We start from the raw sequence: 26,120 nt of genomic DNA on the forward strand, positions 1-26,120 counted from the left end.
AATTCAAGCCGTCAAGCGAAGGCGATGCACTGAGCGTAGCCGAAGTGACGGGGCTTCAGACCCATTTCTTTGGTGAAAATTTAAAGCGTGTGGGTAACTTATTCTTGTACTGCTGCTCTGACTCCAACTGCCGTTGCCTTGGGAAACTTTGATGGTTTGCACCTAGGGCATCGACAAGTCGTGCAGCCAATTTTAAATCGATCGATTCGGGAAAATTCTGGGCAGATTTCGGCGACTGTTTCTGCACCGCAGCGGGATTTAGGACAACCAGGGCCTAATAACAACGAAAATTTGGTTTTTGAACCGGAGACTAGGAGGGAGTTTGATCCGGCAGACAGCCTCGTCCTCGCCCACTGGGGCAAGAATTCTGATGTTGGTTTGTCCCAGACTAGGACTGAAGACAATGAGATTCCAGGCTGGAACTCTGATGGGGCCGTGAGGTTTTACGGAACGGTGGTGACATTCGATCCGCACCCACAAGAGTTTTTTACTGGTCAAGCAAAAAAACTGCTGACTCCTCTGGCAGAAAAGATAGAATTGCTAGAAGCAATGGGTGTCGAGCAGCTTGTGCTGTTGCCGTTCGATCGCGAATTGGCGGCTTTGAGTGCCCAGGAGTTTGTCGAGGAAATTTTGGTGGAACAACTGCAAGCGAGTCGAATTAGTGTCGGGATGGATTTTCGTTTTGGACGGGGACGGACGGGCACGGCTGTGGATTTACAGGCGATCGCCTCTAACTACGGCATTGATGTTACTCTAGTAGGACTTCACACCTGCGGTAGTGGCGAACGAATCAGCAGTTCTGTGATTCGCGAAAGTCTCGCCAGCGGAGACCTCCAACGGGCAAATCAGTTGCTGGGCCGTCCTTACAGTTTGGTGGGTCCCATAGTTCGGGGACAGCAGCTTGGCAGGACAATCGGATTTCCTACCGCTAATATTCAATTACCACCCTCCAAGTTTTTGCCTCGTTTTGGTGTATATGCAGTGCGAGTATCGATCGAGGATGGAGATGGAGTCTTCCCAGATGAAAGTTCTTCCTATAAGTGGGAAAATCCCAAATCTCTAATGCTGGGGGAATCCTTAGATGTATCTTTGGTCAATGGGGTGATGAATGTGGGCTGTCGTCCCACAGTGGACGGTCAGCAACCAACAGTGGAAGTTCACCTGTTAGATTGGTCTGGGGATTTGTACGGTAAAACCTTGAGTGTGAGTTTGGTGGAGTTTTTGCGACCTGAACAAAAATTCCCTTCTCTGGAAGCTCTCAAAACTCAAATTCAGGCAGATTGTGATGTTGCTAGAAGTGTGTTGTTATAGGGAAGTGCTAGGGAAAATGGCAGATGGCAAATGGCATTCTCTGTAATGGTTTAAACAATTAAAAATCAGAAAAATGAGAGAAAACATCGATCGGCTCAAGCAAAATCTAGGCAAGACTATTGTTGGGAAGACGGATGCGATTCGCTTGGTGATTGTAGCCCTGCTTTCGGGGGGACACGCGCTGTTGGAAGACGTGCCTGGTGTGGGAAAAACGCTGTTGGCGAAGTCTTTGGCGCGCTCTATCGATGGAAAGTTTCAGCGGATTCAATGTACTCCCGATTTGTTACCAACGGATGTCACTGGTACTAATATTTGGAATCCCAGCACCGGGAAGTTTGAATTTTTGCCTGGTCCAGTGTTTGCTAATGTGTTGTTAGCGGATGAAATTAATCGGGCGACACCGCGTACTCAGTCTGCTTTGCTGGAAGTGATGGAAGAAAAGCAGGTGACAGTAGACGGGGTTTCTCGGAATGTTCCAGCACCGTTTTTTGTGATTGCGACTCAAAATCCGATCGAATATCAAGGCACTTTTCCGCTACCAGAAGCCCAGATGGATCGCTTCACTTTATCTTTGACTTTGGGTTATCCTGCACAGTTGGAAGAGTTGCAAATGTTGGAGAGGCTGTCTGATAGTTTTGCGGTGGAAGATTTGCAGCCTTGTATTTCTTTGGAACAGGTGCAGGAGTTGCGCCGTTTGTGTGCGACGGTCAAGGTGGAAGGGCATTTGAAACAGTATATTGTGAATTTGGTGCGATCGACTCGCGAAGATGAGGAGATTACTCTGGGAGTTAGTCCGCGAGGTGCTGTATCTTTGCATCGTTCGGCCCAAGCTTTAGCGTTTATTTCTGGCCGAGATTATGCGACTCCCGATGATGTCAAGAATTTGGCTCCCCACGTACTTGCTCATCGATTAATTCCTGCGGCTGGGAGGAGGGCGAAGACGATTGTTGACAGATTGTTGCGAGAAGTTGCTATTCCTTAAACAGTTGGTAAGTAAATCCACTTAATTAAACGTAAAATACGGATGACCGAAAAGCTGACTGCATAAATCTTCTTCCTTCTTCCTTCTTCCTGAAGCGGTTCAGTCAGCGGAGTCGAAGGGCCTTCTTCCTTCTACTTAATAAATTGTCTGCGGTCATGCTTCGCCCCTACGAAGATATTTGCAAAAATGACAGCAAATAAGGTAAAGTAAACGGCACAAGAGTTTAGAGTTCCATCACTCTAGCAACTCAACCCACCGCTCCTACCTCAGCAAAACTGAGGTTACGAGGGAGGTTAAACCCTAACCACTAATATCTAACAAGCACCAAAAATGTCAACCTACTACTACGTTTTAGCCAGCCAACGCTTTTTATTAGAAGAGGAAGCCCTAGATGAAATATTCAAAGAAAGAACTCGCAACTACCAAGAACAAGAAAAACAGATAGACTTCTGGTTAGTTAAACAGCCAGCTTTCCTAGAAGCACCGACAATGGCGAAAGTTAAGGCACAATGCCCTCAGCCCTCAGCGGCCATTATTTCCACCGATCCTAAATTCATCACTTGGTTGAAACTGCGATTAGAATATGTACTGACAGGTGAATTTGAATCACCTTCAGAAACTATCCCCGATGCCTTAGCATCCCTACAGTTAGCATGAACAAATTAGCAAAAAGCAAAAAGCTAGATTGTAAAGCTGGCAATATTTATCAGCAAAATCAACAATTTTATGGTTAAGTTGCGGATATTTTATGCTGGCTTCATCGCCATTTTTGCATTGACAATTTCATCGATTTCTGTGAAAGCTCAGCCGAGTTGCCAACCGCCTCAGTCCGATGAGTATCTACTGTTAATTGTTACCAAAACCCCGGAACAGCAAGAAATAGCCAGACGTTCTTTTCCTGGAAATACTAATAATACAGTTTGCCAATATATCACTGACACGGTAACGCGAGTTGGCGGCTTTCGCAATTCGCAAATCGCTCGCGATTGGGTGAAATATATCGAAGAAGTTGTCGGATTACGGGCTTATGTGGTGCGATCGCCCGCGCAATCAATTACCCAAGATTTGCCAGTCTACAATCCTGAACCAGCTAGTAATCCCGACAATGGCAGTGTGGGCTTTAATCCCCAACCCCTGGGTTCCGGTTATGCTGTGTTGGTGGATTATTTTAACCAACCGGAATTAGCCGCCCAAGTGAGGCAAGTTTTAGGGAAGCAAGTAGGCTTAGCTTCTTACGGGCAGCGTCCTTTTTTGTTCGTGGCTTATACAACGGATCAAGCTGCTGCTACTGCTGCGGTAAAAGCATTGAGCGATCGAGGTTTTTGGCCCATGTTGGTAGACAGCCGCCGGGTGACGTTAATTTCTCCTGCTGTTAGATAATGATTGCTTAATGTTTTACTTGTGCCCTTTGCCCTAATACAGCAATCAAGGGGTTTTTTAGCCAGGATTGGGTATGAGTTGGGGTTGATGGTTTCCTAGCTGACTTTCAGCGCGCTTTTTTGCTTCCATCGCGGCTCCATAATCTAGTCTATAGCGAAGTGCTTTGTCGTAGGAGTCGATCGCCTCTTGATATCTTTTGACTGCTACCAGGGCATTACCACGACTGTACCAGGCTTCGGGGTAGTCTGGCTTGACATAGACAGCTTCATTGTAAGAGGCGATCGCATCTTCGTACCGCTTCAAATTGTATTGTGCATTCCCTCTGTTGTACCAAGCTTGATACTCCTTTGGGTTTAAATCTAGGGCTTTGCTGTAACATTCAATTGCTGATTCGTACCTGCGTAATTCGTGGTAAGACCAGCCTAAATTGTACCATGCTTGATAATAGTCTGGTTTGAGTTTAATAGCTTGTTCGTAAGCTTCTACCGCTGCTTCATGTCGCCGCATTTTCAACAAAGCGATGCCTTTGCTATACCAGCCTTGGTAAAAATTTGGTTGAAAGCGCACGGCTTTTTCGTAGGATTCAAAGGCTTCTTGGTTTTTGTTCAATTCTAGGAAAACATTCCCTAGATTGTACCAGGCTTCTGGGTTGTCGGATTTAATTTCTACTGTTTTTTGATAGGAGTTTACAGCTTGTTCGTACTGTTTTAAATTCTGGTAGGCTTGTCCCTGATTGTACCAAGCTTGGTATAAGTTTGGCTGAAATTTGACTGCTTTTTCGTAGGAGGCGATCGCTTCTTCGTACCGCTGGGAATTTAAGAGTGAATCGCCTCTACCTTGCCACGCTGGGGGATAGTCTGGCTGGATTTTTAAGGCGTGTTCAAAAGATGCCATCGCCTCTTTATCTTGTTGCAACTTGTCCAAAACATAACCGCGTCCAGTCCAAGCTTCTAAGTATTCGGGATTTAATTCTATTGCTTTGTCGTAGGCTGACTGGGATGCTCGGTATTGTTTCAGTTCGGACAAAGTTTTGGCTTTTTCTTGCCAAACTTCGGCGTAGTCTGGTCTTAGATTAAGGGCGCGATCGTAAGCTTCCAGAGCTTCGGGAAATCGGTTTAAATTGTAAAGAGTATTGCCTCGTTTGTGTAAGTCTGTGGCGTTAGCTGAATTCAGAGTGTTGACAGTATAAGTGGAGGCTAGAATAGTGAGGCTAATTAAACTGGCGATCGACAATATTTTTAAATACAGTTTTTTGCGAGATTTGACTGGGCCTTTGGGAGTCACGATAGGAGACAATAAAGGCACAGTACCGCTGGTTGCTGTTTTTAATTCTTTAATCGCTTCCAAGGCTTCGCCGGCACTAGCATAACGCTGGCGAAAATCGTAGCGCACCATTTTATCTAAAACCTTAGCAAATTCTGGAGTGACTGATGCTTTTTCCTGCCAAATAATTTCCTCTGTGTCTGGGTGTTTTGGTAATTGTTGGGGAATTATGCCTGTGAGGCATTGAATGGCGATCGTACCTGTTGCATATATATCACTGCTGAGTTTTGGGTTGCCGTGGGCTTGTTCGCTAGGCATATAACCGGGGGTACCAATGCTGACGCTTAAGCTGTTTTTGGCATGAGGATTGGTGATTTTAGTAGTAATTTCTTTGACTGCACCGAAGTCTATTAAAACTAATTTTCCGTCTCGATCTCTGCGGAGGATGTTGCGGGGATTGACATCGCGGTGAATCACATTTTGCTGGTGTACAAAGTCGAGAATTTCGAGAAGTTCTTGTAAGATGCCAAGGACTTCATTTTCCTTCATGCAATTGCTAGCCCCCCCAGAAGTAGAAGGGGGGATAATTTCTTGATTTAAATCATGACCTTCTATAAATTCTTGAACTAAATAAAATTCTTGATTTTCTTCAAAATAGGCGAAAAGCCGGGGAATGCGATCGTGATTTCCCAACTTGTACAAAACTTGTGCTTCGGTATCAAACAAACGTCTAGCTATTTGTAGACTGTTGGGATCTGTTGTTTGGGGTTTGAGTTGCTTGACGACGCAGAGGTGATTTCCTGGTAATTGCCTATCTTCGGCTAGGTAAGTTTGAGCAAATCCGCCGCCTCCCAAGTGACGGATAATGTTGTAGCGACTGCTGAGTGTGATTCCAAGCATGAGATTTACCTATAGCCTTTCTCGGTTAGGTGGTTACTAGGTAATCGGTAATGGGGCATGGGGCATGGGGCATGGGGCATGGGGCATGGGGCATCAGGGCTTTTGCTAAATTATACAAAAATAGTAGAGGTGGCAGAAATTGAGTTTTTGCCTCCTCTACTATTTTTGATGCGATCGCTTATGGGGAGATGGAAGGGCGATCGCCAGCATTACCCAAAAAGTGTCCGAGCCCTGGGAGTGCCAGTTGTATGTAAAGTTTTATTACAATTACACTTTAGTAACTTTAGATACAGAATTATCTGTTATATTGAAAATATGGACAAGAAAGACCAGCCCAACTTTAGTCAAGCAAGACGGAGGAACCGCATATGTCTACCGAAAATCAAGCTCGCTCCCTGATGATGCGCCACCACCACTTAGTGAAAAACCGCCAGCAATCGATGCTCAACCGTAGCGCCACCGAAGTGGGTATGGAAGATCCTAACTACTGGGGTCATATTCAAGGGAAGCCGCAGCCAAGCCTGCAAGCTAGTTACGATCGCAGTAACGCCACCATGAGCTAAGCAAGCTCAATTGCCAACAGTCGGCCAAGTCAATACCTACCTTTGGAGCAAGATTTAAGTGGCAAATAGTTTGCTAAACTGATCTACAGTTGATTGCCCAGAGTCAGTACAGAGGCCGATCGCAAATATAGCCTTTTAATAATGCCATTTACATCATCATCGCGATTTCTTCTTGAGTTTGAATTTCTCAAGAAAAAGTCGCGATTAATTTTATAAATGGGCTGAGATACTTGATATAATCCGGTCTCAATGGAATAGAAGGCTTTAGGGAGGGAATCATGTCAGACTGGAAAGTAATTGACGGCGGAGTTACAGCACCGAAAGGATATCGAGCATCGGGAATTACAGCGGGTTTGAAGCCTTCTGGCTTGCCGGATTTAAGCTTAATTTTGTCAGATGTCGATGCGATCGCCGCGGGAGTCTTCACCACATCGACCGTCCGGGCTGCTTGCGTGGACTACTGCCGCCAGTTACTGCAAGCTAAACCCAGCGCCAAAGCCATTTTGTGCAATGCGGGACAAGCCAATGCAGCAACGGGAGAACAAGGTTTAGCCGATGCCCTCGAAAGTGCGAAATTGTTGGGAGAAGCGCTGAATATTCCCCCAGAATCAATTCTGTTGGCCTCGACAGGAGTGATCGGGCAGCGGATTAAAATGGAACCGCTAAGGGCGGCAATTCCGCAATTAGTAGCCGAGGCTTCCTCTACCGGTTCCGATGCGGCTGCTAAGGCTATTTGTACAACTGATTTAGTGCCGAAAACCATCGCCCTAGAAACCATGTTTGGCGATCGCCCGGTACGCATCGGTGGCATTTGCAAAGGTTCGGGAATGATTCACCCAAATATGGCAACAATGCTAGGATTTGTAACTTGTGATGCCGCGGTATCATCACATTTGTGGCAAGAAATGCTCACTCGCGCGGCTAACAGAAGTTTCAATCAAATTACTGTTGACGGAGACACCAGCACCAACGATTCGCTAATTGCTTTGGCTAACGGACAATCTCGCACACCGGCAATTACAGAAATGGGTGCGGATGCGGAGAAATTAGAGGCGATGCTTACAGAAGTTTGCGTGCATTTAGCCAAGGCGATCGCCCGTGACGGTGAAGGTGCAACTTGTTTAGTAGAAGTGCAAGTTAGTGGCGCGCCGGATGAAGTTTCAGCTAGTAAAATCGCCAAAACTATAGTTGGTTCTTCTTTGGTAAAAGCAGCAATTTTTGGACGCGATCCAAACTGGGGAAGAATTGCAGCGGCGGCTGGGCGTGCGGGCGTACCTTTTGAACAAGAGAATTTGCGAATTCAATTGGGAGATTTTTTGATGATGGAAAATGGGCAACCTTTAGCCTACGATAAATCTGCCGCGAGTAATTATATGAAAGCGGCGGCTGAGGGAGAATATTTGACCAATGATACGGTTTTAATTCAGGTTAGTGTGGGCAATGGCGGAGGTTTTGCGAAAGCTTGGGGATGTGATTTGAGTTACGATTATGTAAAAATTAATGCCGAGTATACGACTTAATCGTCATTTTATGTTAAGTACCCGACTTTGTTAAAAAGTCGGGTATCCTAATATAATATATATACAAAATTTCGTCTATTTTTGAATTTTCAGGGGAGTTATATCAATTCCGGTTGTATCGGAATGATTTAACCGCGAAGGCGCGAAGTACGCGAAGCAAGAGAAGAGAGAGTTTAATACAGGATTTGATAAGTAGAAGGAAGGAAGAAGATCGATGTGAAGAAGGAAGAAGATCGACGTGAAGAATGCTCATACAGTAAGCTTTTTAGCCACCTGTATCTTACGTTTAATTAGGTGGATTTACTTATCGGTCAACGGGACAACAGAATATCAGCTAACTTATTCAGTTTTTCATCTTCTTTCTTATTGGTTAAAAATGATTTTTCAATTTCTTGCTGGATTTCCAAAAGTATTTGTTGATTCGCATTGAATGCAGAATAGTTTTTTGACAATATTGGTTGAAAGCGAACATATTGCTCGGCATTCATTAATTGATTGATGATATAAATGATGCCGTCGGATGAACCATCGGCAAAAACATCAATAATCGGAATACCATCTAGGGGATTAATCCATTCTCCCGCACCCCATGTTTGGGATTCTGAAATGCCGATTTGTTTGAGGTTTTGACCAGTGCCTAAAGATGTGACTAAAATATCTTTGATATCTACTGTATCGCGCCAGGGGTTAGCAGGATTTTGTCGCCATTTGGGATTAGCAGGGGGATTGCTATTCCAGCGCAAACGTTCTGCGATCGCACATAATGCTGGGTTACTGGCGACAAATCCGCCGTCTATTAAAGGAATACCTTTGACATTGCCGGCTACGGGGATTTGATTCCCCTCTTCCTCCCAATTTTTGAGAAAGTCGGGATTGGTCATTATGTGGGCGGGAAACGCAATGGGTACGGCCGCAGAGGAGCGACAAATTTCCCAAACAGGGATTTTTTCGTGGGCAACTTTGGTATTCTTGAAAACAACTGGTTGGCGGTTATAAATGTCGTAACTGGTAATTAAAACTGGTTTTGGCAACTCTTGAAATAGTAAGGGTTTGCCGACTAAATTTTCTGGTTTTATTGGTTTTGGTAGTTTTTCAAAATTAATTTCTCCTTGTCCAAAAAATGCCTGAAGCACTTGTTTTAAACCTACACCGTCGTAGATTGGCTGGGTGGAAAAACCGGCGGAAAGACGGTTGATAAAACTACTAAAGACATTTTTGAAAGGGGGGAATATTTCTATGCCTCTTTCGATGTACATTTTTTTGATGCGGCTAGCATCAATTCCTCTAGCTACAGCACAAACTGTCATGCTTCCTGCGGAAGTGCCGGTCATCAAATCGAAATAATCTCTGAGTTTTTTATCGGGAGCTTTTTGGCGTAGTTTTTGTTCCAATTTTTCTAAAATAATGGCGGAAATTAGGCCGCGGATGCCGCCGCCGTCGCAGGAAAGGATGGAATAAGGTTTGTCAGCCATTCGATTTCGGATTTGGGATTTGGGATTGAAGATTGGAGATTGGAGATTTACCTGGTTGCTGACCCCCTTGGGGGGTGAGAGGGGTTGCTTTCTTCCTGAAGCGGTTGGGTATCGTTCTACTTCGCGATGTCGGTAAACGCAGTCGTTGGACTTGCTTCCTTGTACTTAGGAAATCTGCAACACAATTTTACCTGTTACGGAACCTGTTTCTAGTAATTGATGAGCGGCTTGGGCTTGTTCTAGGGGGAATGTTTGGCTGACGTGAATTTTTAGTAAGTTACGATCGCACAAACTGGCACATTGCTGCAAAATACGAGCCTGCTGTTGCTGTTCTTCTACCAAACCTTGCAACATTGGGGTTAACATTAATTCCAAACTGATGCGCAGATTTCGCATTCTGGCGGTTTTCAAATTGCCTAAATCGGGGTCTGGTTCCAAAATTGTCACCAAATCTCCATAAATTTTTACAGCCGGAATAGTTTGGTAAAAAGTTTCTCCCCCAACGGTATCGAAGGCTAAATCGACTCCTTCTCCTTGGGTCCAAGTCAAAATTTCATCGACAACATCGGCTTTTTTATAGAAAATAACTGAATCTGCTCCTAATTGTTTGACAAATTCGGCTTTTTCTGGGGAACTGACGGTAGTGCAAACATCCGCACCCTGTAATTTGGCTAACTGTATGGCGACATGGCCGACACCGCCAGCACCTGCTTGAACCAAAACTTTTTGACCAGCTAGCAAGCGTCCGCGATCGTACAGCGATTCCCATGCTGTAATTAAGACTAACGGTGACGCCGCCGCCTGCACAAAACTTAAACTAGCAGGCTTGAGGGCGAGAAACTGCTCGTCTATCACTGCCAACTCAGTATAAGTCCCTGTCGGACCGCCCAAGCCACCGTTGCAGAAGAAAACCTCGTCCCCAACTTGAAAACTTTGTACGCCAGAACCTACGGCTTCAACAACTCCAGCACCGTCACAGCCCAAAACGTGAGGAGTTCGATCGGGATAAAAAGTGCCACGCCCCCGCAACTTAGTGTCGATCGGATTTACTCCCGCGGCTCTGAGCCTTACCAAAACTTCGGTTTCTTTTTGTATAGTAGGGGCTGGGATATCTTGCAGTTTCAACACTTCCGGGGTTCCGGGAGTTTCAAAAACAATTGCTTTCATATTTTTTTGTTAATTGTTAAAGATGCTCTAGCTCCGATCCTACCTTGCTATGTTACTCATCTGTGAGGATATGTAGTTATTTTTTTAGTCGGTGTCTGCGAGAGTGGTAGTAGTCGTACAGTAAACATCTAAGTTTTCTTTTTTGGATCGGATTACTGTTTACAAAACAGCGCAGGTTCGCTGGTATCTATATCTTTCTATAAAGCTGATAACTATGGACGGTTCTCAATACGAAATTCAGTCTCTGGCCTGTAACGATCCCCAAGTTAGTGGTGCTTCTCAATTCGATGAAGATTTGCTGGGCAAAATTTTAGCAGGTATCGATCGCGCGACGGGAGAAGAATTTTTTGAGGCGTTAGTTCGCCACTTAGCGTCCGCACTCTTCGTTCGCAGCGCCATCCTGTCGCAATTGCTCAAGTCTCACGATCGCCATGGTTCTAGTCCTAAATTGCAAGTTATCAGCTTTTGGAGCGATCGACAACGGCAGCCCAACTTTGAGTTCGACACGGTAAATACTCCCGAAGCACTGACGATCGACCAGGGAATGTACTCCTGTCCAGACTGCCTCCTAGAAACCTTTCCTCAAGACCGTAGACCTTTAGCTAGAGGGGCGCGGAGTTTCTTGGGAGTCTCCCTAGTCAACTCCTACGGCGAAGCCCTAGGCACTATTTGTCTGTTCGACGATCGACCCTTTTCCCCTGAAAAGGTAGCTCAATTTAGATTAATTCTCAAAATCTTTGCCTCGCGGGCGACGGCGGAATTAGAGCGGCAGCGACTGCAAGCACAACTCTACACTGTGGAAGCAAAATACTGTGCTCTTGTGGAACAAGCACCTACTGTCACCTACATTTCTCCGCTCAACAACCCTAGCATCAAACTTGATATTAGCCCGCAAATTGAGACTTGGCTTGGCTATTCTGTGGCTGAATGGAAGGCTGACCCGAATTTGTGGCTGAAAGTGGTTCACCCGGACGATCGCGAGCGGGTGCTGGCTGAAAGCGTTACACAGACATTCGCTGATGGAGAATATATCCCCTCGGAGGGGCCGATTGTTTCAGAATACCGGGCGATCGCCCGCAATGGCACTGTGCTGTGGTTTCGAGACCGGGCGATTGTGGTTCGCGACGAAGCCAGCCAGTCTCTGATCCTGCAAGGGGCAATGTTTGATATCACGGAGACTAAAGTAACGGCTAATGCGCTACTAGAAAGTGAATTACGGTATTACACTTTGGAAAAAATTCTCCCGGTGGGGATTTTTCGGGGCGATGCTTCTGGAGAGTGTTTGTACGTCAATGAACGATTTTTGGAGATGGCGGGGCTGAGTCTGACGGAGACACTGGGCTCTGGTTGGACTAAAGCTTTGCATCCACAGGACCATGACCGGGTTTTGAAGCAGTGGTACCGGGCGGTGAGAGAGAGATTGCCTTTTAAGTTAGAGTACCGTTTTTACCAGGGCGATCGCACAATTTGGGTATTTTCGCAAGCGGTGCCGGAAATTGCTAAAAGTGGGGAAGTTCTCGGCTACATTGGCACTCTGACTGATATTACCGATCGCAAACAAGCGGAAGAAGGACTACAACGGGCGGAAGAAAAATATCGCAGCATCTTTGAAAATGCCAGCGAGGGGATTTTCCAGACGAGTCCAGACGGGCGCTACCTCAGTGCAAACCCAGCTTTGGCCAGGATTTATGGCTATGAGTCGGCGGCAGAATTGATGATACAAATACAAAATATCGATACCCAACTATATGTTGAACCCGATCGCCGGGGTGAGTTTTTGTCGGAAATCGAAAAACACGGTTATGTGTCTGAGTTTGAGTCGGAAGTTTACCGCGCTGATGGTACGGCTATTTGGGTTTCGGAGAATGCCAGGGCAGTTCGCGATGCTGAGGGAATTTTGCTTTACTATGAAGGCACTGTGGAAGATGTCACCGATCGCAAAATAACCGAAGAAAAGTTAGTACATGACGCTTTGCACGACACCTTGACTGGTTTGCCGAATCGAGCTTTATTTATGGATCGGTTGTCTGAGGCGATCGACTTGTCAAAAAGTCGTCCTAATTTTTTGTTTGCGGTTTTGTTTATTGACCTTGACCGTTTTAAGGTGGTCAATGACAGTTTAGGGCATTTAGTGGGCGATCGATTGCTGATTGCGATCGCTGGACGACTGCAAACTTGTTTGCGTCATGGAGATACAGTGGCGCGCCTCGGTGGCGATGAATTCGCTATTTTGCTGCAAAATATCAAAGACAAGCAGGATGCAATTTATATTGCCGAGCGAGTTCAAACCGAACTATCGGAGCCTTTTTACCTCAACGAATATCAGGTGTTTAGCAGTGCTAGTATTGGGATTGTTTGTTCCGGTTTGTCGCAGCAGTCATCAGCAAATTCAGAACAATCCCTCGCGGGCGATCGGGATATTAACAACATAGAAGTTGGTTTATCTGCCTTTGCTGCCGACTCCGCCCTTCCCCCTATCCAGCAGCTTCAAATTTTGTACGATCGGCCTGAAGAATTGCTTCGAGATGCAGATGCCGCTATGTATCATGCTAAAGCATCTGGTAAAGCTCGTCACGAGGTTTTTGACTTAAGTATGCACACTCGCGCCGTCGCCCTTTTGCAACTAGAAAATGACCTGCGCCACGCTTTAGAACGCCAGGAGTTTCAACTTTACTACCAACCGATTATTTGTTTAACTAGCGGTACGATCGGCGGTTTTGAAGCGCTGCTGCGATGGCATCACCCGCCGCGGGGAGTGGTCTCTCCTGCTGATTTTATGTCGGTAGCAGAAGAAACCAAATTGATTATACCTATTGGTTGGTGGATGATGCGATCGGCTTGCCGGCAGATGCAACAATGGCATCAGCAATTCCCGGAGCATCCTCATCTAACTATCAGCGTCAACCTTTCTAACCAACAATTTAAACAGCCAGATTTAATCGAACGCATTAGGGAAATTTTGGCAGAAACTCAGCTTAATCCTCGCACTTTAAAGTTGGAAATTACTGAAAGTGTAATTATGGAGAATGCCGAATCAGCAGCGGCTGTGCTCGTGGAGTTGAAAAGTTTAGAGGTTCAATTATATATTGACGATTTCGGCACTGGCTATTCTTCTTTGAGTCGGCTGCACACTTTTCCCACTGATGCTTTAAAGATCGATCGAGATTTTGTGAACCGGATGACGGAAGATGAAGGAAACGAAGCCATTGTGCAGACTATTTTAGTTTTAGCCGGTCATTTGGGTATGAATGTAATTGCTGAAGGTATAGAAACTATTGAACAGCTTAATTTGCTCAGGGCACTGCAATGTGAATACGGACAGGGATATTTTTTCTCTAAACCTGTAGACAGCAATACAGCAACCATGTTAGTCGCGAGTAAGCCAAAATGGTAATTAGTTTGTTGACCGTTGACTGTCAACCGTCAACCGTCAACTAACTTAAACCTTCGCTTCCAAAGACTTGAGAAACTCGGTATTTACTCCCGACTCCCGCGTCAGAGCAATTTTCCCAGTACGAGCAATTTCCTTGATACCAAATCTATTGAGCACCTGGACGATCGCCACCATTTTACCTGGATCTCCGACTACTTCCAAAGTCAGGGTATCATCACCAATATCCACCACTCGCGCTCTAAAAATCTGAGCTAACTCAATTATTTCCGATCGCGTCCCGGTAGCAGCATTAACTTTCAACAACATCAATTCCCGTTCCACACAAGGAATTTCGGTTATATCTTGCACTTTGAGCACATTAATCAACTTGTACAGTTGCTTAGTCAACTGCTCAATAATTTGGTCATCTCCCGGTACCACCATCGTAATCCGAGACACTCCCACTTGCTCGGCCGGGCCAACGGCGAGACTTTCAATATTAAAACCCCGGCGGGCAAACAAACCAGCAATTCGGGTGAGGACACCCGCTTCATCTTCAACTAAAACCGAAAGAGTGTGTTTCATTTATCCAAAAAGACGCATTTCGTGCAATTCTACATATTATGTTGTACGGGGGGGTAAGAGCGTTCCCTGTCGGCACTCGCGACAACTGAAAATTTGTGTACGAACGTACACAATTCCTCGCTCGAATTAAAATTATTCTGGTCTTGTTCCTGACTGAAACTGGATTTTTGAGACCCATGGGTCTCAAAAATCCTTCAGAGAAAAACGCGATGTTGGAGTGAGGGCATTTGGCGGCGGACTTGTTCTAGTCGATCGGGATTAATTTCGGCAATTTTGAGACCCATGGGTCTCAAAAATCCTTCAGAGAAAAACGCGATGTTGGAGTGAGGGCATTTGGCGGCGGACTTGTTCTAGTCGATCGGGATTAATTTCGGCGATCGCCACACCCGGTTCATCCCCCGCATCGGCCAAAACCACACCCCAAGGGTCGATAATCATCGCGTGACCGTGTGTTTGACGGCGGCCGTAGTGGTGTCCAGTCTGTGCCGGGGCGATCGTGTAACAAGTATTTTCGATCGCCCTAGCTTGTAACAAAACCTTCCAATGATCCTTGCCAGTATAAGCCGTAAAAGCTGCCGGCACAAACAACACATCCGCCCCCTGCTGGGACAAATGCCTGTACAATTCCGGGAACCGCACATCATAGCACACCGAAAGCCCCAGCGTCCCCAATTCCGGCGACACATAAATCGGCGGCAAATCTGCACCCGCCTTCACAGTGTTCGATTCCCGATAAGTAATGCCATCGGGCACATTCACATCAAACAAATGTACTTTTTCATACCTTGCCACCTCAGTACCGTTGGGAGCGACTAGCAAGGAAGTATTGTATACCTTACCCCCCGTCGTCGGCACCGGAAATCCGCCACCCAGAATCGTTACCTGGAAACGCTGAGCCATAGTTTTGAGAAATTTTTCACTTTGTTGCCCGATGGCTTCGGAAGAAGCAATTTTTTCCTCTTCTTCTCCCATAAAGGAAAAATTTTCTGGTAAAGAAACTAACTCCGCACCCCGACGCACGGCTAGGTCGATTAATTCCTCTGCCTGGATCAAATTTTTTTCCAGGTCAGGCAAGCTAGTCATTTGAATTGCTGCGGCGAGATAAGACTTCATTGATATCAATAGTCAGTAGTCAGTAGTTAGTAGTTAGTAGTTATTAGTCAGTAGTCAGTGGTCATTAGTCATTAGTCATTAGTCAGTGGTCATTGGTCATTAGTCATTGGTCATTAGTCATTGGTCATTAGTCATTGGTCATTAGTCATTGGTCATTAGTCATTGGTCATTAGTCATTAGTCATTGGTCATTAGTCATTGGTCAGTGGTCATTATAGGGGTTCTCAAGAAAGTGAGGTATGCCCTATGCCCTATGCCCTATGCCCTATTCCCTATTCTCTATTCCCTGATTTTGAGAGTTTTGATATTTGAGCTTTGAAATAACTTGATAAATCACCACTCAAAATTCAAAACTCTCAACTGTTTTACCTAGGTTTAGGAACCTAAATTCGCTAAGATGCTAGCGCAGCGGGTGGAAAAGCAAGTCAGGGTAAAAACGGTTGAACTCGATCAAAATTCCTGCCGTTACCACCATCCAAGCTGCCGCCAATACTGGTGCGGTTGAAAGATACTTCAGAAAGTATTGCATAAATACTGCTCCTCGAAAATTTAGACAACTTTAAAAACAATGCGCGAACAGATTTTAGATTGAGGATTTTCTAATTGGCATTAGTCAACCAGCTAAAATCTCAAATCTAAAATCTCAAATCCCAAATTACTAGCGGGGGGAAACGGTAATTTCGTCGTCAGACGCAAACATTTCACCAGTAGTGATTTCCTTAAGAGCAGCCAGAGGCCACAAAAAGCCACTCAGCATAAACTTGACCGCCAAAGGAACATCGATAATAATCTCTTTTTCCTCTGGAGAGCCAGATTTCTTAGCTGCTTGGAGATAAGCGCGGCCAACCCAACCAATCCAGCCAGCGATATACAAAAACAGCACGCTAGGAATCAAAAAGTCGCCGGCGTAGCTCAAATTGCCATCCACAATTAAGTGAGGATATCCTTCCGGGCCACACAAAGCTTCGGAATAACGGTCAAATCGGGCTTTTGCAGATGCCGGGTCGCCATTGGTAGAACGGGCATCTTGAGCCAGTTCCTTGAATGCGGGAGAGTCCTTGCACGGCACTAAATTGTAAGCCGAGGCAACAGGAGCAAAACTAATCCAAAGACTCACCACTAAAATCGCAGCAAACAATCGTCGCATGAAATTGTTTCCTTTTGTTACAAAACAATAAGTTTTTTTACAAGCATTTCAACTTGCCGATCGGTCATCCAGATGACTGCTGTATTAACAGTTTAAGCTAGCAGTAGACAACCTATCAAATAAAATTACCAGTTAATGGCAACCGTTTTCGCGATCGAAACAAGTTGTGACGAAACTGCCGCAGCAATTGTTAAGAATCGTCAAGTTTGCAGCAATGTTGTGGCATCACAAATTAAAATCCACCAGCAGTTCGGCGGGGTGGTTCCAGAAGTGGCTTCGCGGAGTCATTTAGAAATGATCAATCAGGTAATTGTCCAGTGTCTTGCTGAAGCAAACCTCACTTGGTCAGAAATTGACGGGATTGCAGCGACTTGCGCCCCCGGTTTAGTGGGTGCATTATTAGTTGGGCTGACGGCGGCCAAAACCTTGGCAATTGTCCACCAAAAACCCTTTTTAGGCGTACACCACCTGGAAGGGCACATTTATGCTTCTTACCTTACTGAACCAGACTTGCAGCCACCATTTTTGTGTCTGTTAGTTTCTGGGGGGCACACCAGTTTAATTCATGTCAAAGATTGTGGAGTTTACGAAACTGTAGGACAAACTCGCGATGACGCAGCGGGGGAAGCTTTTGATAAAGTCGCAAGACTATTGCAGCTAGGCTATCCGGGCGGGCCGCTAATTGACAAATTGGCAACAGTGGGGAATCCTACAGCTTTTAAGTTGCCAGAAGGCAAAATTTCTCTACCAGAAGGTGGTTTTCATCCCTATGACAGCAGTTTTAGTGGCTTGAAAACTGCTGTTTTGCAATTAGTGCAGAAACTCAAGAAAGAAAATAATCATTTTGGTAGCGAGGGCATCTTGCCAGAATCTGTAATTAATGATATAGCGGCTAGTTTTCAAGAGAGTGTAGCTAAGAGTTTAACAAAAAGGACGATCGCCTGTGCAGTCAATCTGGGACTCAACACTATTGCGATCGGTGGCGGAGTCGCGGCTAACAGCGGATTGCGACAACATTTGCAAGCCGCAGCAGCTAAACACAATTTGCGAGTATTGTTTCCACCTTTAAAGTATTGTACTGATAATGCAGCAATGATCGCCTGTGCAGCGGCAGAACATTTGCAGCAGGGACACGCATCACCATTAACTTTAGGAGCACATTCGAGAATGGCGATTAGCGATGTGATGCAACTGTACAATTTGAATATTGATTAAGCTGACTTCAAAATAACACGAATATTTTGGCGATTCATGAGGTTGGAGTAAGGTTTTTGAATCTCCACGCGCCTAGTCCAAGAAACCGGGTTTCTGCGACAATTTAGGCATCATAACGAAGATTTGGGTAAGAAACCCGGTTTCTCAACGCCGCGCGATCGCCCCAAACACGGGCGGAAAACAGATAACCTTGCTAAAATACAAACTATATTTCCCTCCTTTAGCAGCAGGCTATGAATAATCCCTCTGACCCCAACTCTGACAGTAGCAGTCATTCTCCACTGGATGACTTTATACAGTCTTTAAGTTCAGACTCCCATAGTTCAGACTCGCACCACCACAACCATCACCCCTCAGATCCTCTTGATTTATCTCACCTTAACTTGAATTTGGGGGATGTTCACCATCCCCATGATTTAAACCATGTTGGTGCTTTAGATGGGGTCGATCGTTCCCACCATTCATTGATGACTCCGGCGGGTGCTTTGGATGCTGCATATCGAGAGAGTTTGGCTGAGAACAAAACGGATCTTTATTCAGAAAGTCATCATCAAGGTTTAGTCTCTAATTCAACTATATCGCATACTGATCATAACCATTATCAGGATAGTTTTTCATCGGATAATCACTCGGAAAATGTTGTTGAGTTTTCGGCAAAAAGTTCATCTACAAATTCAGGAGCGATTACTGAAGATGATAACAATTCAGTTAGATTTGTTGGCGATCAAGTTTATTGGCATGGTTATGCTTGGGGTCAAGCGGGGACTGTAGATGGACACAAATTTTATCGCGACGGTCATTATATCGGGCGGTTGGGTGCAGATATGAATGTGTATGATGCTGATGCACATAAAATTGGTTATGTTACGCCTTCTGGCAAAGCTTATACAACGGATGATAAGCTATTTGCTACAGGCGGAACTGCTCGTTGGGCTGCCGCAACTTTAGTTTTTAATAGTTGTAGTCTTATACCAATTTAATGGGTCGTTGCATATATCTCGATCCCCCTAAATCCCCCTTAAGAAGGGGGACTTTGAGAAGAATCTTGTCCCCCCCTTATTAAGGGGGGCTAGGGGGGATCGGATTCTATGCAGCCTCATAAAAAATTGGTATTAGTTAGTTAGAAACCTGAGAAACCGGGTTTCTAAAGGTTTCTAAAATAAAAATGAGGTCTTAACTAGAAACCCGGTTTCTTGGAGAAGTCGGGTTTCTGCAAACACAAATTCACATCAGGAGAAATGATTATGATTTGGAACTTTGCCCAGGGAATTATAACAGCAGTTAACGGCATTTTGGGGCCTCAGACAGTGATGGCGATGACGCAACGGCAAAATGAGATTGATAGAATTGCTTCCCAGATTGAAATGCAAAATAGATCGCTGGAGTTCCAAGCGTTGATGGAAGGAGTGCGTCAAGAACATAGTAAGGAAATGGAAGCCTATCGACAATATTGTGAGGATGTGCGACTGCAAAAACGCCTCGATTCTGAACGGGAACAGTTAGCTAGACGGTTCCAACATGAGGAAAAATTAGAACAGTATCGCCGCGAAACTCACCTGATTTTATCTCGCGCTCAATTGCTAACAGCTTTAACTTTAGCTGATGATAAGGAAATTAGAGAAAGTTTCCCTCTGAAAACTCCCGCACGGGTAATTTTAGATGCTTACAAAAGCTATCAGGACAATATGAAACAAATTCCTCTATTAGTGGTGATTTCGCCGCCTGCGTTGCAGTTTGAAAAATTCCCTCATGTGGCTCAGGGATTTGGTCTAGTTGAAAACCGATTGATTGATGAAATACAGGAGTTTTGCAAACATTATTCTCTCAATAATCAGGAAAGACCTGTAAGATATCAAGGGGCGGATTGGGAAAGTAAATATTCTCATGGGAAAACTGGGATCGATACTTTGCACCACGTCCTCAAATCAGTCCCCACTGTGGTTTTAGAGTCTAAGTTTGATGGGGATTTACTCAGGGTTTATGTGGCGGGTTGGGATATGATGCAAGAAGTGCCTCACTATGAAAAGGTGCTAACTATTCCTTGGAAGGAAGTTTTGTATCCCATCGCCCGGAAATATGCCGAAGAGTGGCGAGAGTACCGGATGAAGTTATTAGAAAAAGGCAGAAGTTTAGAGGAATTGAAGCGCCGGGGTGGGGATAATGAACTGAATCTTTTAATCTTGGAAGAAGAGGAAGAAGATCGGGAGTTGGGCAGGGGCGGTCAACATGATTATCAGTACAATGTTAAAGAAGACAAGTACATTCAGGAATTGGCGCAGTTTTTAGGGATTTGCCACTGTATTTTAGTGGGTTTGATGGCGGACAGATACCATTTTTATCATGGGGATGTGCGTCCGAAATTGCCTGAACTTTTGCCCGGATTGCTGGAAAAAATGCCGAGCAATAGTTTGAATGAAATGCTGGTGGGTGAGATTGTTTCCAGTTATCAAAGTCTCTATCAGTCTATTGAGGGGAAACGCCCTAATGCGATTCCTTATTTGTTGTTAGATTTGGCGTTGAGTTTGAGTGGTTTGTCGGATAAATCTTGGGCGAAAAAGCAGGTTGAGTTTTCGATTAAAGCTTGGTTGAAGCTGAGAAATGGGGTTTCTGAAGAGAAACTGAGTTTGTTGAATTTGGAGAATTTATTGGAGGTGTTTAAATCGACTTTGACGGTGGCGGATAGTGAATATGCGGAAAAGCTGACTGGGTGTTTGGCTGCGATCGGGGAAAGTCGTTATCGGGAGATGATTGGGGAGGTGATAAAGCGTCAGCAAGAAAATGAGCAATATTCTCAAGATAATTCTGTTAGTAGCAACGTAGACTATACAAATCTGCGCGATTTACTGGCAGCAAAAAAGTGGAAAGAAGCCGATCAAGAAACGGAGAAAGTGATGGAGAGAGTAATCTTGAAGATAGCAATGGGTCTGGAGGAAGAAAAGTGGCTAGATGAGGAAGAAACGCGGCATATTACAGAGCATATTACAGAATATATTGAAAAATTCCCCTGCGAGGACTTACGTACCATTGACCAACTTTGGGTAAAATATTCAAATGGTCACTTCGGCTTTAGCGTGCAGAAGCGCATTTATCAAAGTCTGGGGGGAACCAGTGAATATGATGGGGAAGTTTGGGAGAGGTTTGGCAATCGTGTAGGCTGGAGGCAAAACAATAAATGGCTGTACTATAACGAGCTTAATTTTTCTACCAAAGCACCAAAAGCTCACCTCCCAGTAGGGGAAAGTGGTGGGGGGATAGAAGAGAATAGGGAAAGGTTGAGATTTGAGAATGGGGTTGTAGTAGAGAGAATAGTAGAGAAGACTGGAAGAGTGGTCTCGGGAGTAAGTTTGTTTGAAATGTTCGCGTCGAGACTTGTAGACTGTAACATCTAAGCGTTTCAGGGTTTCAGGATTTCGTAAAGATTTATAACAAAGCCTATGCCCAAGCTAGACATCATCCACTACGCTGTCAAAAACGCACTCATCAAAGACGGTGGACAATTGCTGACGATCCTTCTTGTGTAATTCAACGTTAGTGGCAGTGGAGTGACTCAGAAACTTAGAAACCGGGTTTCTCTGATAATTTTTCCTAGAAATAAATTGGGTTTCTGCGATAATTTTGGCATCTTCGCCGAGATTTGGGTAAGAAACCCGGTTTCTGAGTCCCGGCGCGATCTCTCCTAAAATATTTACAACACTAAATCAGGATAGATAAACCTGAGCATTAAAATCGCAAATGTATGACAGCAAAAATACACATCAGCAACTTGGGTAATTCCTTAGCTTTGCCAATACCAGACTATATTGTAAAATTGTTCAACCTGAAAGCAGATGATTCAGTAATTTGCAGTATAGAAAATGGAAAAATGGTCATAGAGCCTGTAAATCAGAAAATTTCCAAATATACCCTAGATGAATTATTAGCAGGCGAAATAGAACCCAGCGAAGAAATCTCTTGGGGGAAACCAGAAGGAGAAGAAGTTTGGTAAACTACATCCCCGAACGAGGTCATTTCATTCGCCTCAATTTCGATCCTCAAGCAGGGCACGAACAAATTGTGCAGAAACCCGGTTTCTGACGTGCGAGCGCGCCACCATCCAAGAAACCGGGTTTCTGCGACAATTTTGGCATCCTCACCGAGATTTTACTAAGAAACCAGGTTTCTGAGTTCTCGTGCGATCGCTGTTATCATAAAATCACTTCAGAGCAGAAGGGAACGACAATGCAAACCCAAGAAAAACCAGCAATCGCCAAGCAACCACCAACCGAAAAACGGTACTACACGCCGGAGGAATATCTGGCATTAGAAGAAAGTGCGATCGATAAAAGTGAATACCATGATGGAGAGATAGTACCAATGACAGGCGGAACCGCAAACCACAACAAAATCGCACTGAATTTTTGCCGAAAATTCCCCTTGACTGTGAATGGTCAAGATTACGAGACATTTATCAATGATGTGCGCCTGTGGATACCCTTAACTCGCCGCTACGTCTATCCCGATATCATGGTCATTCAAGGAGAACCAAAATATCAAGAAAGTAACAAAACAATTGTTACAAATTCTCTGATAATCGTCGAGGTTTTATCCAATTCAACCAAAGATTACGATCGCGGTGGCAAATTTCTCGCCTATCGCTCAATTCCTGAATTTCAGGAATACATTTTAATAGACCAATATAGCTATCATATTGAGCAATTCGCCAAAAACTCTAATGGCAAATGGGTATTAACAGAGTATGACTCAGAGGAATCGGTATTAACCCTGGAATCAGTAGAATTCCAAATGCCACTCAGAGAGATTTATGAACGAATTAATTTTGATGTTAAAGACGAAGAAGTGAACGAGTCAATAACTGAAATTCAAGGATAACATCGAGTCCGCGTTTAGCATTACAATAATTCATGAAAATCCGCGACGCAAGTGAAAGCGACTTACCAGCAATAGTTCAAATATACAATGCAGCCATACCAGGGCGATCGGCTACAGCAGATTTAGAACCAATCTCCGTCGAAAGTCGGCTGGCTTGGTACAGAGAACACTCCCCTGATTCCTTACCAATTTGGGTAATGGAATCAGAACAAAATATCATTGGCTGGCTGAGCTTGCAGCGTTTTTACGGGCGCGCCGCCTATCAGCATACAGCAGAAGTTAGCATTTACATCACGCCCGATCGCCAATGCTGCGGAGTTGGACAAAAATTACTCCAACACGCAATTCGGCGCTGTCCAGAATTAGGAATTAAAACCTTAATCGGCATAATTTTTGCCCACAATCAACCCAGCTTAAAATTGTTCAATAAATTTGGATTTCAGACTTGGGGACATCTACCACAAGTCGCCGAACTTGATGGAGTAGAAAGAGATGTAGTAATTATCGGTTTGCGTTTAAACAAACCATAAACTAGCCAGAGAGAAACCGAAATGGACAGGCGGGAACACCGATGGAGTTTTGGCTGAATGCAAATTTTATTTAAGAGAATTTGAAAGTCACTAAATAATTTGCTATAATTATGAATAGCAGCACCCAAGTGGTATTGCTAACCCCACAGAAAAGGTTAGAGGAGTTAAGTCAAATGCCAAACAAACTCCAAGTTAAAACACAATCAGTCGGATATAGCGACTTTTACTGGAACCGCTTTAGTCCGAGAGTTGCTACTATCAGCAGCATCCGTAACGCCAATCACTGGGAGAGTGGATTTATCACTTATATTGCCTATCCCAGAAAAGTTGAAGCTATAGCAGCAATGAAATATTTACTGTTGCATCAACAAGTTACGGATGTAGATATGCGAAAAGCCAAACGGATGAAAGCAAAAGGTATTCGTTGGGAGCTAAAAATACGGGGTTTAGCTTTTAATCAAGTGCTGAAGTTTGCGACTATGGACATAAATGACGAGTTGATTATATCCCCGGCAGTTGAAACCGGGGCAACCACGGGGCCAAGAGCCCCTACCAAAAACAATGTCCGCGCAACGCGAGACTGAACAATAAAGGGATATTAAAACAAAATTTAGTATCAGTACCCAAAAGTAATCTAAAAATTCCCACTCCAGGGTACTGATATTAAATCGTAAAAATTGACTTGACGCAACCGCTCCAATTCCTCTATCCATTCTTGTTCAGCGAGGACTTGTTGGTGATATTCTACAGCTTCTTCACAATGACTCGCCACATTCGTATTTTCCCACATATTCAGTGCAATGCGACGGCGCTTCATGCTGATAATTTGCTCGATGCACGCCAGAGCCGATCGAATTACTAAAGGTGCGCGATAAACATTTTTTTCCGACAACTCATTTAGATGAAATAAATGGGAAATTTGATTGAGTTGATGGGGATATTCTATCAAACTATCTTGTAATTTTAATATTAACTCAGAAGGCGCTATTTGTAAATAGCTTTTATGCAATATTTCGGCATTCAAAATCTGATGCCACAAAAATCTATGGTGAGAAAGGCTAAACTGCACTTCTCTAGCTTCTATGGATTCTCTGACATCTTGGCGATATTCTGGACAATGCAAGTAAATCTGCAACAATTGCGCTTCTGCTTCTTCTAAAAGACTTCTGGCTACGGCGGAAAAAGTTTCATGGGAGCGATTTTTGAGGCGGCTTGTAGTCTGAGTTTTGTATTGTTTATTTGGCTTGAGTTTTTTTCTAATTAACAGTGGCATTGTCAAGGATTCATCTTGAATCAGCCTTTTACCCCAATCGCTAACTACTTGATTTAGCAAGCTTTCTGCTAGCATTTTTGTCAACTTAAACTCTCCTTTACTTAGAATTTCGGCGGATTTTTGGAGGTAATGTGCCAGTTGATTGTCATCAGTAATTTTTGTCAATAAATGCACAATATTTTTAGTGATTCTTTGATAAATATCAGCTTGTTTTAAATCTTGGTTGACCAACATTCGTTGTAGTTGCCAGTCCAGCCACAAAGGAGCTGTTTTTAGCAATTCTCGATATTGTTCGGCTGAGTAGGTTTTGAGAAATTCATCGGCATCTTTGCCGTCGGGAATGTTGAGAACTCTTAGTTGTACTTCTCCTTGATAGGCGAGTTTTTCTATTTCTCCAATCGCCCTTTCTGCTGCTTGATTTCCGGCTTTGTCGGCATCGAAATTGAGGATAATTTGTTTGGAGTCTGTGTAGCGTAATAACTGCCGCACTTGATCTAGGCTGAGGGCTGTACCGAGGGAGGCGACGGCGTTGCCAATGCCCGCTGCATGAAGGGCGATCGCATCAAAGTACCCCTCTACGACGACGGCGGCATCTGCTTTGCTAATGGCGATTTTAGCTGTATCTAGGGCAAATAAAGTTTTGCCTTTGTCGAATAGTTCTGTTTCGGGAGAATTGAGATATTTTGGTTGTTCGTCGCCGAGACTTCTGCCACCAAAACCGATGACTCTACCTTGGGTGTCGCGAATGGGAATCATCACGCGATGGCGGAAGCGGTCGTAATAGCCACTGCCTCCTGATTTGCGTGGTACAATTAATCCTGCTTGTTCTACTAACTGGGCTGGATAGTGCTTTTGTTCTACTAAATAGCTGTAGAGTGTTTCCCAACCTTGGGGTGCATAACCTAACTGAAATTGTTGGATAGTTTCTTCGCTAAGCTGGCGATTTGATTTGAGATAGGCTAGGGTTTCTTGTCCTTGGGGTTGTCTTAAAGCGTGTTCGTAAAACTTGGCGGTGAGGGCTGAAATTTCATAGAGTTGTTCTCGCAGAGAAATTTGGCGCTGTAATTCTTGTCTATGTTCTGGTTCGACTGTTTTGACTTGTACTTGATAGGTTTTAGCTAAGTCTAATACTACTTCGCTAAAAGAGCGTTTCTCTAATTCCATGAGAAACTTAAAGGCATTTCCGCCAGCGCCACAGCCGAAACAATAGTACATTTGTTTGGCTTGGTTGACGGTAAAACTGGGAGATTTTTCGTCGTGAAATGGACACAAACCTACGAATTCTTTGCCTCGTTTTCGCAAGACGACGCGGCCGGAAATGACATCTACTATGTCTGCTCTTTGTTTGACTTCTTCGATGGTTTCGGGATGTAGCCGTGGAACTTGCATAGGGATGTTTGAGTAAAGCTAAGCAGTAATTTTATTGTAAGATGTTGACACTAACTGTAAGGAGTCTGG

General features: G+C 44.4%; 22 protein-coding genes. 14 read left to right on the top strand and 8 right to left on the bottom strand.

Translation table 11 applies throughout. The features are described from left to right. Positions 1 to 87: 87 nt before the first annotated feature. The 4 genes from P2A85_RS14855 (at position 88) to P2A85_RS14870 (ending at position 3,673) form a co-directional block, all read left to right on the top strand. Positions 88 to 1,311, top strand: coding sequence for a bifunctional riboflavin kinase/FAD synthetase (locus P2A85_RS14855; RefSeq protein WP_377473345.1), 1,224 nt, complete (start codon positions 88 to 90; stop codon positions 1,309 to 1,311). A 73-nt stretch (positions 1,312 to 1,384) separates the two neighbouring features. Further along, positions 1,385 to 2,293 (top strand): AAA family ATPase, encoded by a 909-nt coding sequence (locus P2A85_RS14860; protein WP_377473347.1) that lies wholly within the window; start codon positions 1,385 to 1,387, stop codon positions 2,291 to 2,293. Positions 2,294 to 2,623: 330 nt separating this feature from the next. Next, a complete protein-coding gene (locus P2A85_RS14865; protein ID WP_340526107.1) occupies positions 2,624 to 2,950 on the top strand; it encodes an MgPME-cyclase complex family protein in 327 nt (108 codons plus the stop codon). A gap of 69 nt (positions 2,951 to 3,019) precedes the next feature. After that, on the top strand, positions 3,020 to 3,673 hold the full coding sequence (locus P2A85_RS14870) for a hypothetical protein (protein WP_377473350.1): 654 nt from the start codon (positions 3,020 to 3,022) through the stop codon (positions 3,671 to 3,673). A 57-nt stretch (positions 3,674 to 3,730) separates the two neighbouring features. Here P2A85_RS14870 and P2A85_RS14875 read toward each other — a convergent pair whose 3' ends face one another. Next, a complete protein-coding gene (locus tag P2A85_RS14875) occupies positions 3,731 to 5,836 on the bottom strand; it encodes a tetratricopeptide repeat protein (RefSeq protein ID WP_377473352.1) in 2,106 nt (701 codons plus the stop codon). 368 nt (positions 5,837 to 6,204) lie between these two features. Between P2A85_RS14875 and P2A85_RS14880 the strand changes: the two genes are divergently transcribed. Further along, positions 6,205 to 6,399, top strand: a complete 195-nt coding sequence (locus P2A85_RS14880; protein WP_340526191.1) for a hypothetical protein — start codon at positions 6,205 to 6,207, stop codon at positions 6,397 to 6,399. 278 nt (positions 6,400 to 6,677) lie between these two features. Beyond that, entirely contained in the window at positions 6,678 to 7,919 is a 1,242-nt protein-coding gene (argJ, locus tag P2A85_RS14885; protein ID WP_377473354.1) for a bifunctional ornithine acetyltransferase/N-acetylglutamate synthase, read from the top strand. A 311-nt stretch (positions 7,920 to 8,230) separates the two neighbouring features. On the opposite strand, the gene P2A85_RS14890 is transcribed toward argJ, so the two are convergent. Together P2A85_RS14890 and P2A85_RS14895 are read right to left on the bottom strand one after the other, a co-directional pair. Then, entirely contained in the window at positions 8,231 to 9,391 is a 1,161-nt protein-coding gene (locus P2A85_RS14890) for a patatin-like phospholipase family protein (RefSeq protein ID WP_377473356.1), read from the bottom strand. Between the two features lie 165 nt (positions 9,392 to 9,556). After that, the gene (locus P2A85_RS14895; protein ID WP_377473358.1) at positions 9,557 to 10,558 is read right to left on the bottom strand and encodes a zinc-dependent alcohol dehydrogenase family protein; all 1,002 of its coding nucleotides are present in this window, start codon (positions 10,556 to 10,558) and stop codon (positions 9,557 to 9,559) included. Between the two features lie 214 nt (positions 10,559 to 10,772). Between P2A85_RS14895 and P2A85_RS14900 the strand changes: the two genes are divergently transcribed. Further along, on the top strand, positions 10,773 to 13,952 hold the full coding sequence (locus P2A85_RS14900) for an EAL domain-containing protein (RefSeq protein ID WP_377473360.1): 3,180 nt from the start codon (positions 10,773 to 10,775) through the stop codon (positions 13,950 to 13,952). Between the two features lie 45 nt (positions 13,953 to 13,997). Here P2A85_RS14900 and ilvN read toward each other — a convergent pair whose 3' ends face one another. The 4 genes from ilvN to P2A85_RS14920 form a co-directional block, all read right to left on the bottom strand. Beyond that, positions 13,998 to 14,516: an acetolactate synthase small subunit gene (gene ilvN, locus P2A85_RS14905; protein ID WP_333253232.1), complete on the bottom strand. Its 519-nt coding sequence runs from the start codon at positions 14,514 to 14,516 to the stop codon at positions 13,998 to 14,000. A gap of 300 nt (positions 14,517 to 14,816) precedes the next feature. After that, entirely contained in the window at positions 14,817 to 15,629 is an 813-nt protein-coding gene (locus P2A85_RS14910) for a carbon-nitrogen hydrolase family protein (RefSeq protein ID WP_377473363.1), read from the bottom strand. Between the two features lie 399 nt (positions 15,630 to 16,028). Continuing rightward, positions 16,029 to 16,157, bottom strand: coding sequence for a photosystem I reaction center subunit IX (psaJ, locus tag P2A85_RS14915; RefSeq protein WP_340524295.1), 129 nt, complete (start codon positions 16,155 to 16,157; stop codon positions 16,029 to 16,031). Between the two features lie 129 nt (positions 16,158 to 16,286). Further along, a complete protein-coding gene (locus tag P2A85_RS14920; protein ID WP_377473365.1) occupies positions 16,287 to 16,775 on the bottom strand; it encodes a Photosystem I reaction center subunit III in 489 nt (162 codons plus the stop codon). A gap of 135 nt (positions 16,776 to 16,910) precedes the next feature. On the opposite strand from P2A85_RS14920, the gene tsaD reads away from it, so the two are divergent. The 7 genes from tsaD to P2A85_RS14955 all read left to right on the top strand — a co-directional run bounded on the left by tsaD (position 16,911) and on the right by P2A85_RS14955 (position 23,973). Next, on the top strand, positions 16,911 to 17,990 hold the full coding sequence (gene tsaD, locus P2A85_RS14925) for a tRNA (adenosine(37)-N6)-threonylcarbamoyltransferase complex transferase subunit TsaD (RefSeq protein ID WP_377473367.1): 1,080 nt from the start codon (positions 16,911 to 16,913) through the stop codon (positions 17,988 to 17,990). Between the two features lie 233 nt (positions 17,991 to 18,223). After that, positions 18,224 to 18,970: a hypothetical protein gene (locus P2A85_RS14930; protein WP_377473370.1), complete on the top strand. Its 747-nt coding sequence runs from the start codon at positions 18,224 to 18,226 to the stop codon at positions 18,968 to 18,970. A gap of 264 nt (positions 18,971 to 19,234) precedes the next feature. Next, positions 19,235 to 21,379 carry a GUN4 domain-containing protein gene (locus tag P2A85_RS14935; protein ID WP_377473372.1) on the top strand — a complete coding sequence of 715 codons (2,145 nt, stop codon included), beginning with the start codon at positions 19,235 to 19,237 and terminating at the stop codon, positions 21,377 to 21,379. Between the two features lie 347 nt (positions 21,380 to 21,726). After that, complete coding sequence (locus tag P2A85_RS14940) at positions 21,727 to 21,975, top strand: AbrB/MazE/SpoVT family DNA-binding domain-containing protein (RefSeq protein ID WP_333467895.1); 249 nt, start codon at positions 21,727 to 21,729, stop codon at positions 21,973 to 21,975. Positions 21,976 to 22,208: 233 nt separating this feature from the next. Beyond that, positions 22,209 to 22,859 carry a Uma2 family endonuclease gene (locus P2A85_RS14945; RefSeq protein ID WP_377473374.1) on the top strand — a complete coding sequence of 217 codons (651 nt, stop codon included), beginning with the start codon at positions 22,209 to 22,211 and terminating at the stop codon, positions 22,857 to 22,859. 32 nt (positions 22,860 to 22,891) lie between these two features. Further along, positions 22,892 to 23,389, top strand: a complete 498-nt coding sequence (locus tag P2A85_RS14950) for a GNAT family N-acetyltransferase (RefSeq protein WP_377473378.1) — start codon at positions 22,892 to 22,894, stop codon at positions 23,387 to 23,389. A 173-nt stretch (positions 23,390 to 23,562) separates the two neighbouring features. Beyond that, positions 23,563 to 23,973 carry a hypothetical protein gene (locus tag P2A85_RS14955; RefSeq protein ID WP_377473380.1) on the top strand — a complete coding sequence of 137 codons (411 nt, stop codon included), beginning with the start codon at positions 23,563 to 23,565 and terminating at the stop codon, positions 23,971 to 23,973. Positions 23,974 to 24,023: 50 nt separating this feature from the next. On the opposite strand, the gene dnaG is transcribed toward P2A85_RS14955, so the two are convergent. Beyond that, positions 24,024 to 26,051, bottom strand: coding sequence for a DNA primase (gene dnaG / locus P2A85_RS14960; protein WP_377473382.1), 2,028 nt, complete (start codon positions 26,049 to 26,051; stop codon positions 24,024 to 24,026). Positions 26,052 to 26,120: the final 69 nt, after the last annotated feature.

The organism is Microcoleus anatoxicus, assembly GCF_042465725.1.
In the GTDB taxonomy this organism is placed as follows: Bacteria; Cyanobacteriota; Cyanobacteriia; order Cyanobacteriales; family Microcoleaceae; genus Microcoleus; species Microcoleus anatoxicus.

Bases quoted from the DNA above. Each gene is read 5' to 3' on its own strand.
- P2A85_RS14940 (WP_333467895.1), top strand. From the start codon at position 21,727: ATGACAGCAAAAATACACATCAGCAACTTGGGTAATTCCTTAGCTTTG.
- psaJ (WP_340524295.1), bottom strand. From the start codon at position 16,157: ATGCAATACTTTCTGAAGTATCTTTCAACCGCACCAGTATTGGCGGCA.
- P2A85_RS14950 (WP_377473378.1), top strand. From the start codon at position 22,892: ATGAAAATCCGCGACGCAAGTGAAAGCGACTTACCAGCAATAGTTCAA.
- P2A85_RS14930 (WP_377473370.1), top strand. From the start codon at position 18,224: ATGAATAATCCCTCTGACCCCAACTCTGACAGTAGCAGTCATTCTCCA.
- P2A85_RS14910 (WP_377473363.1), bottom strand. From the start codon at position 15,629: ATGAAGTCTTATCTCGCCGCAGCAATTCAAATGACTAGCTTGCCTGAC.
- ilvN (WP_333253232.1), bottom strand. From the start codon at position 14,516: ATGAAACACACTCTTTCGGTTTTAGTTGAAGATGAAGCGGGTGTCCTC.
- P2A85_RS14900 (WP_377473360.1), top strand. From the start codon at position 10,773: ATGGACGGTTCTCAATACGAAATTCAGTCTCTGGCCTGTAACGATCCC.
- P2A85_RS14870 (WP_377473350.1), top strand. From the start codon at position 3,020: ATGGTTAAGTTGCGGATATTTTATGCTGGCTTCATCGCCATTTTTGCA.
- P2A85_RS14875 (WP_377473352.1), bottom strand. From the start codon at position 5,836: ATGCTTGGAATCACACTCAGCAGTCGCTACAACATTATCCGTCACTTG.
- P2A85_RS14880 (WP_340526191.1), top strand. From the start codon at position 6,205: ATGTCTACCGAAAATCAAGCTCGCTCCCTGATGATGCGCCACCACCAC.
- P2A85_RS14920 (WP_377473365.1), bottom strand. From the start codon at position 16,775: ATGCGACGATTGTTTGCTGCGATTTTAGTGGTGAGTCTTTGGATTAGT.
- dnaG (WP_377473382.1), bottom strand. From the start codon at position 26,051: ATGCAAGTTCCACGGCTACATCCCGAAACCATCGAAGAAGTCAAACAA.
- P2A85_RS14860 (WP_377473347.1), top strand. From the start codon at position 1,385: ATGAGAGAAAACATCGATCGGCTCAAGCAAAATCTAGGCAAGACTATT.
- P2A85_RS14895 (WP_377473358.1), bottom strand. From the start codon at position 10,558: ATGAAAGCAATTGTTTTTGAAACTCCCGGAACCCCGGAAGTGTTGAAA.
- tsaD (WP_377473367.1), top strand. From the start codon at position 16,911: ATGGCAACCGTTTTCGCGATCGAAACAAGTTGTGACGAAACTGCCGCA.
- P2A85_RS14945 (WP_377473374.1), top strand. From the start codon at position 22,209: ATGCAAACCCAAGAAAAACCAGCAATCGCCAAGCAACCACCAACCGAA.
- argJ (WP_377473354.1), top strand. From the start codon at position 6,678: ATGTCAGACTGGAAAGTAATTGACGGCGGAGTTACAGCACCGAAAGGA.
- P2A85_RS14865 (WP_340526107.1), top strand. From the start codon at position 2,624: ATGTCAACCTACTACTACGTTTTAGCCAGCCAACGCTTTTTATTAGAA.
- P2A85_RS14935 (WP_377473372.1), top strand. From the start codon at position 19,235: ATGATTTGGAACTTTGCCCAGGGAATTATAACAGCAGTTAACGGCATT.
- P2A85_RS14955 (WP_377473380.1), top strand. From the start codon at position 23,563: ATGCCAAACAAACTCCAAGTTAAAACACAATCAGTCGGATATAGCGAC.
- P2A85_RS14890 (WP_377473356.1), bottom strand. From the start codon at position 9,391: ATGGCTGACAAACCTTATTCCATCCTTTCCTGCGACGGCGGCGGCATC.